Source organism: Pseudomonas sp. (genome assembly GCF_026224925.1).
Lineage (GTDB): Bacteria > Pseudomonadota > Gammaproteobacteria > Pseudomonadales > Pseudomonadaceae > Aquipseudomonas.
The window spans coordinates 1-4,440 of sequence record NZ_JAMFRV010000059.1; the positions used below are offsets into that span (position 1 = coordinate 1).

Annotated in this window: 4 protein-coding genes; all 4 read left to right on the plus strand. The window is 56.6% G+C overall.

Translation table 11 applies throughout. The annotated features are described in order from the left end of the window. The first annotated feature begins 192 nt into the window (after positions 1-192). Positions 193-2,421 (plus strand): NADP-dependent isocitrate dehydrogenase, encoded by a 2,229-nt coding sequence (locus tag M0974_RS02510; RefSeq protein WP_297832310.1) that lies wholly within the window; start codon positions 193-195, stop codon positions 2,419-2,421. Positions 2,422-2,527: 106 nt separating this feature from the next. After that, positions 2,528-2,968 carry an NUDIX hydrolase gene (locus M0974_RS02515; protein WP_297832302.1) on the plus strand — a complete coding sequence of 147 codons (441 nt, stop codon included), beginning with the start codon at positions 2,528-2,530 and terminating at the stop codon, positions 2,966-2,968. A gap of 71 nt (positions 2,969-3,039) precedes the next feature. Continuing rightward, complete coding sequence (gene mnmA / locus M0974_RS02520; protein WP_297832304.1) at positions 3,040-4,170, plus strand: tRNA 2-thiouridine(34) synthase MnmA; 1,131 nt, start codon at positions 3,040-3,042, stop codon at positions 4,168-4,170. Further along, positions 4,170-4,440: DUF489 family protein (locus tag M0974_RS02525; protein ID WP_297832307.1), on the plus strand; the 271-nt coding region annotated here is incomplete at its 3' end. The genes mnmA and M0974_RS02525, both read left to right, overlap by 1 nt.

A 4,440-nucleotide genomic window follows, 5' to 3' on the forward strand; every position in this document is an offset into this window, starting at 1 on the left:
AGCCCTCTAATCAAGCCGCGGTTACCTAAGCTCAAGCTACCTGAGCCCAAGCGCTTGAAGCAGTATGGATGCATTCCTCATCACCGCGACGAACCCTCGACTTTCGCCTCATTGATGACTTTGGACGAAAGCGCCTATCCTGCGCATCTCGAGATTTTGTGCACGCTCAGCAAAGAAGAGAGTTACCAAAAAATGTCCATCCGCTCGAAAATCATCTACACCTTTACCGACGAAGCTCCTGCACTCGCCACCTACTCCCTGCTGCCGATCATCGAAGCCTTCACGGCCTTTGCTGATATCGACGTTGAAACGCGCGATATCTCGCTAGCAGGCCGCATCCTGGCAAGCTTCCCCGAGAAACTCAGTGCCGAGCAAAAGGTGCCGAACCACCTTGCCGAGCTGGGCGAACTGGCGACCACACCAGAAGCCAACATCATCAAGCTGCCTAACATCAGTGCCTCGGTTCCCCAGCTGATCGCCGCCATCAAAGAACTGCAAGCAAGCGGTTTTGATGTACCCGATTACCCGGAAGTACCGACTAGCGACGCTGACAAAGAATCCAAGTCCCGCTACGACAAGATCAAGGGCAGCGCTGTGAACCCAGTGTTGCGCGAAGGTAACTCTGATCGTCGTGCACCGCTTTCGGTCAAAAACTACGCTCGCAAGCACCCGCATAAAATGGGCGCCTGGAGTGCAGATTCCAAGTCACACGTTGCGTACATGAACAACGGTGATTTCTATGGCAGCGAAAAATCATCACTGATCGAAGCCGCTGGCAGTGTCAAAATCGAATTGATCGCTAAAGACGGCGGTACCACCGTCTTGAAAGAAAAAACCAGCGTGAAGGCTGGCGAGATCATTGATGCCTCGAGCATCAGCAAAAAAGCGTTGACCAGCTTCATCGCCGCAGAAATCGAAGACGCTAAAAAGCAAGGCGTACTGCTATCGGTTCACTTGAAAGCCACCATGATGAAGGTCTCCGACCCGATCATGTTCGGCATCATCGTGGCTGAGTACTACAAAGACGCATTGACGAAGCACGCTGCAGTGCTGAAAGAAATCGGCTTCGACCTGGCCAACGGCATTGGCGATCTGTACTCGCGCATTAAAGCCTTGCCAGCCGCACAGCAAGCTGAGATCGAAGCTGACATTCAGGCGGTCTACGCCACTCGCCCTCCTCTGGCGATGGTCAACTCCGACAAAGGCATCACCAACCTGCACGTTCCAAGCGACGTCATCGTTGATGCTTCGATGCCTGCGATGATTCGTGATTCCGGCAAAATGTGGAACACCGCTGGCGTTCTGCAAGACACCAAGGCTGTGATCCCGGACCGTTGCTACGCGACGATCTACCAGGCCGTGATCGAAGACTGCAAAAAACACGGCGCGTTTGATCCGACCACCATGGGCAGCGTGCCTAACGTTGGTTTGATGGCGCAAAAAGCCGAAGAGTACGGTTCCCACGACAAGACCTTCGAAATCAAGACGCCTGGCGTTGTGCGGGTTACCGACGACAAAGGTGTTGTGCTGCTGGAACAGACCGTAGAAGCGGGTGACATCTGGCGCATGTGCCAGGCCAAAGACGCACCGATCCAGGATTGGGTCAAACTGGCAGTCAACCGCGCACGCGCCAGTAACACCCCGGCCGTGTTCTGGCTCGACCCACTGCGCGCGCACGACGCCCAAGTGATCGAGAAGGTTCAGACCTACCTGAAAGACCACGACACCTCTGGCCTGGACATTCGCATCATGTCCCCAGTGGACGCCATGAACTTCACCTTGGCGCGCACCCGCCTGGGTCAAGACACCATCTCGGTGACCGGCAACGTACTTCGCGACTACCTGACTGACCTGTTCCCGATCATGGAACTGGGCACCAGCGCTAAAATGCTGTCGATCGTACCGCTGATGGCTGGCGGCGGCCTGTTCGAAACCGGCGCTGGCGGTTCGGCACCGAAGCACGTTCAGCAACTGCTGGAAGAAAACTTCCTGCGCTGGGATTCGCTGGGCGAGTTCCTGGCGTTGGCGGCATCGCTCGAGCACCTGGGCGTCACCTACAACAACTCGAAAGCCAAGGTTTTGGCCAGCACACTCGACCAGGCAACCGGTCAGTTCCTGGACAACAACAAGTCGCCATCGCGCAAAGTCGGCAACATCGACAACCGCGGCAGCCACTTCTACCTGGCATTGTACTGGGCTCAAGCGTTGGCCGCTCAAACTGAAGATGCCAGCCTGCAGGCGCCGTTCAGCAAATTGGCCAAAACCCTGGCAGACAACGAGGCAACCATCGTTGCCGAATTGAACGCCGTTCAGGGCAAGCCAGTGGACATCGTCGGTTACTACCGCTTTGATCCTAAGTTGGCGAGCGAAGTCATGCGTCCAAGCAAAACCTTGAACGCTGCGATCGCCTCGCTGGCTTAAGGCACAACCGGCAGGCGCTTTAGCGCCAGACCTGTCACAGACCCCGGCCAAGTGCCGGGGTTTGTGCCTCTGCGCCATTCTCCTTTTACAGAGGGCGAACATTCAAATGGATTGGCACCCCCACATTACCGTGGCGACTATCGTTGAAGTTCAAGGCCGGTTTTTGCTGGTCGAGGAGTTCAAGGAAGGTAGACACGTACTCAACCAGCCGGCTGGGCATCTTGACCCCAATGAAACCCTGCGTCAGGCAGCCGTGCGCGAAACCCTTGAAGAAACGGGTTGGGACGTCGAACTGACGGGCGTCGTTGGCATTTATTTGTATACCGCTCCCAGCAACGGCGTGACCTACCAGCGCGTGTGTTTTGTCGCCAAGCCGCTTCTGCACCACATGGAACGCGTGCTGGACACCGGCATCGTGCAAGCGCTCTGGCTCAGCCGTGACGAGCTGTTCAGCCAGCCCGAACGCTGGCGCAGCGAATTGGTGATGCGTTGCATCGACGATTACCTTGCCGGACCACTACACGACCTGGAGCTCATACGTGATTGATCACTGGTTTAGCCTTGGCGCCGACAGCCTGTTAGAATCGCGTCCTTTTTACAGACACACATCGAATCCCTATGCGTGATCAAGCCCCCCACGACCCTGCAAAGACGCGTGTTATCGTCGGTATGTCCGGCGGCGTCGACTCTTCCGTTTCTGCCGTTCTGCTGATTGAGCAGGGGTATCAAGTGGAAGGCCTGTTCATGAAGAACTGGGAAGAAGACGATGGAACGGACTACTGCACCGCGCGCGAAGACCTGGCGGACGCTCAGGCTGTTTGCGACAAAATTGGCATCAAGCTGCACACCGCCAACTTTGCCGTCGAATACTGGGACAACGTGTTCGAGCATTTCCTGGAAGAATACAAAGCCGGACGCACGCCTAACCCGGACATCCTGTGTAACCGCGAAATCAAGTTCAAGGCGTTCCTCGACTACGCAATGGTGCTGGGTGCCGACCTGATCGCCACCGGCCATTACGTGCGCCGCCGCGACATCGATGGCCGTACAGAATTGCTTAAAGGCCTGGACGCCAACAAGGACCAGAGCTACTTCTTGCATGCCGTGGGCGGCGAACAGATCGCCAAGACGCTGTTCCCGGTTGGTGAACTGGAAAAGCCCGCCGTGCGCGCCATCGCTGAAAAGCATGATCTGGCCACCGCGAAGAAGAAGGACTCCACCGGCATCTGCTTTATCGGTGAACGGCGCTTCAGCGACTTCCTCAAGCAGTACTTGCCTGCCCAACCCGGTGAGATCAAGACCACCGAAGGTGAAGTCATCGGTCGCCACAACGGCTTGATGTATCACACCATCGGTCAGCGTCAGGGGCTAGGCATTGGCGGATTGAAAGACGCCAGTGATGACCCGTGGTACGTGCTGATCAAAGACCTGGAAAACAACGAACTGATCGTTGGCCAGGGCAATGATCACCCTTGGTTATTCTCTCAAGCACTGATTGCGTCCGACATTTATTGGGTCAACCCGGTCGACTTGACTACGCCGCGCCAATTGACTGCCAAAGTGCGTTATCGCCAAAGCGATCAGCAGTGCACGCTCGAACAAACGGCTACGGGCTATCGCGTGACATTTGCTGAACCTCAACGCGCAGTGACCCCCGGCCAATCCGTGGTGTTTTACGACGGCGAAATCTGCCTCGGTGGCGGCGTTATCGAAGTAGCCGAACCTTGGCACAGCAAGGACAAGCGCTGATGACCCCGACCCAAGAACAACTGATCGCCCTGGGTGGCGTATTCCAGGCGGCAGTACTGGTCGACAAGATCGCCAAGACCGGTCAAGCCAGCGAGGCGGCGCTGAGCTGTATGCTCGGCAGCCTGCTGGTCATGGACCCGAAAGACACCATGGAAGTTTATGGTGGTGACGATCTGAACCTGCGTGAAGGGTATCGCTCGCTGATCAGTGCGCTGGAGCGTGACCCGGCAGCCCTGCAACGCGAACCGTTGCGCTATGCCCTGTCGATGC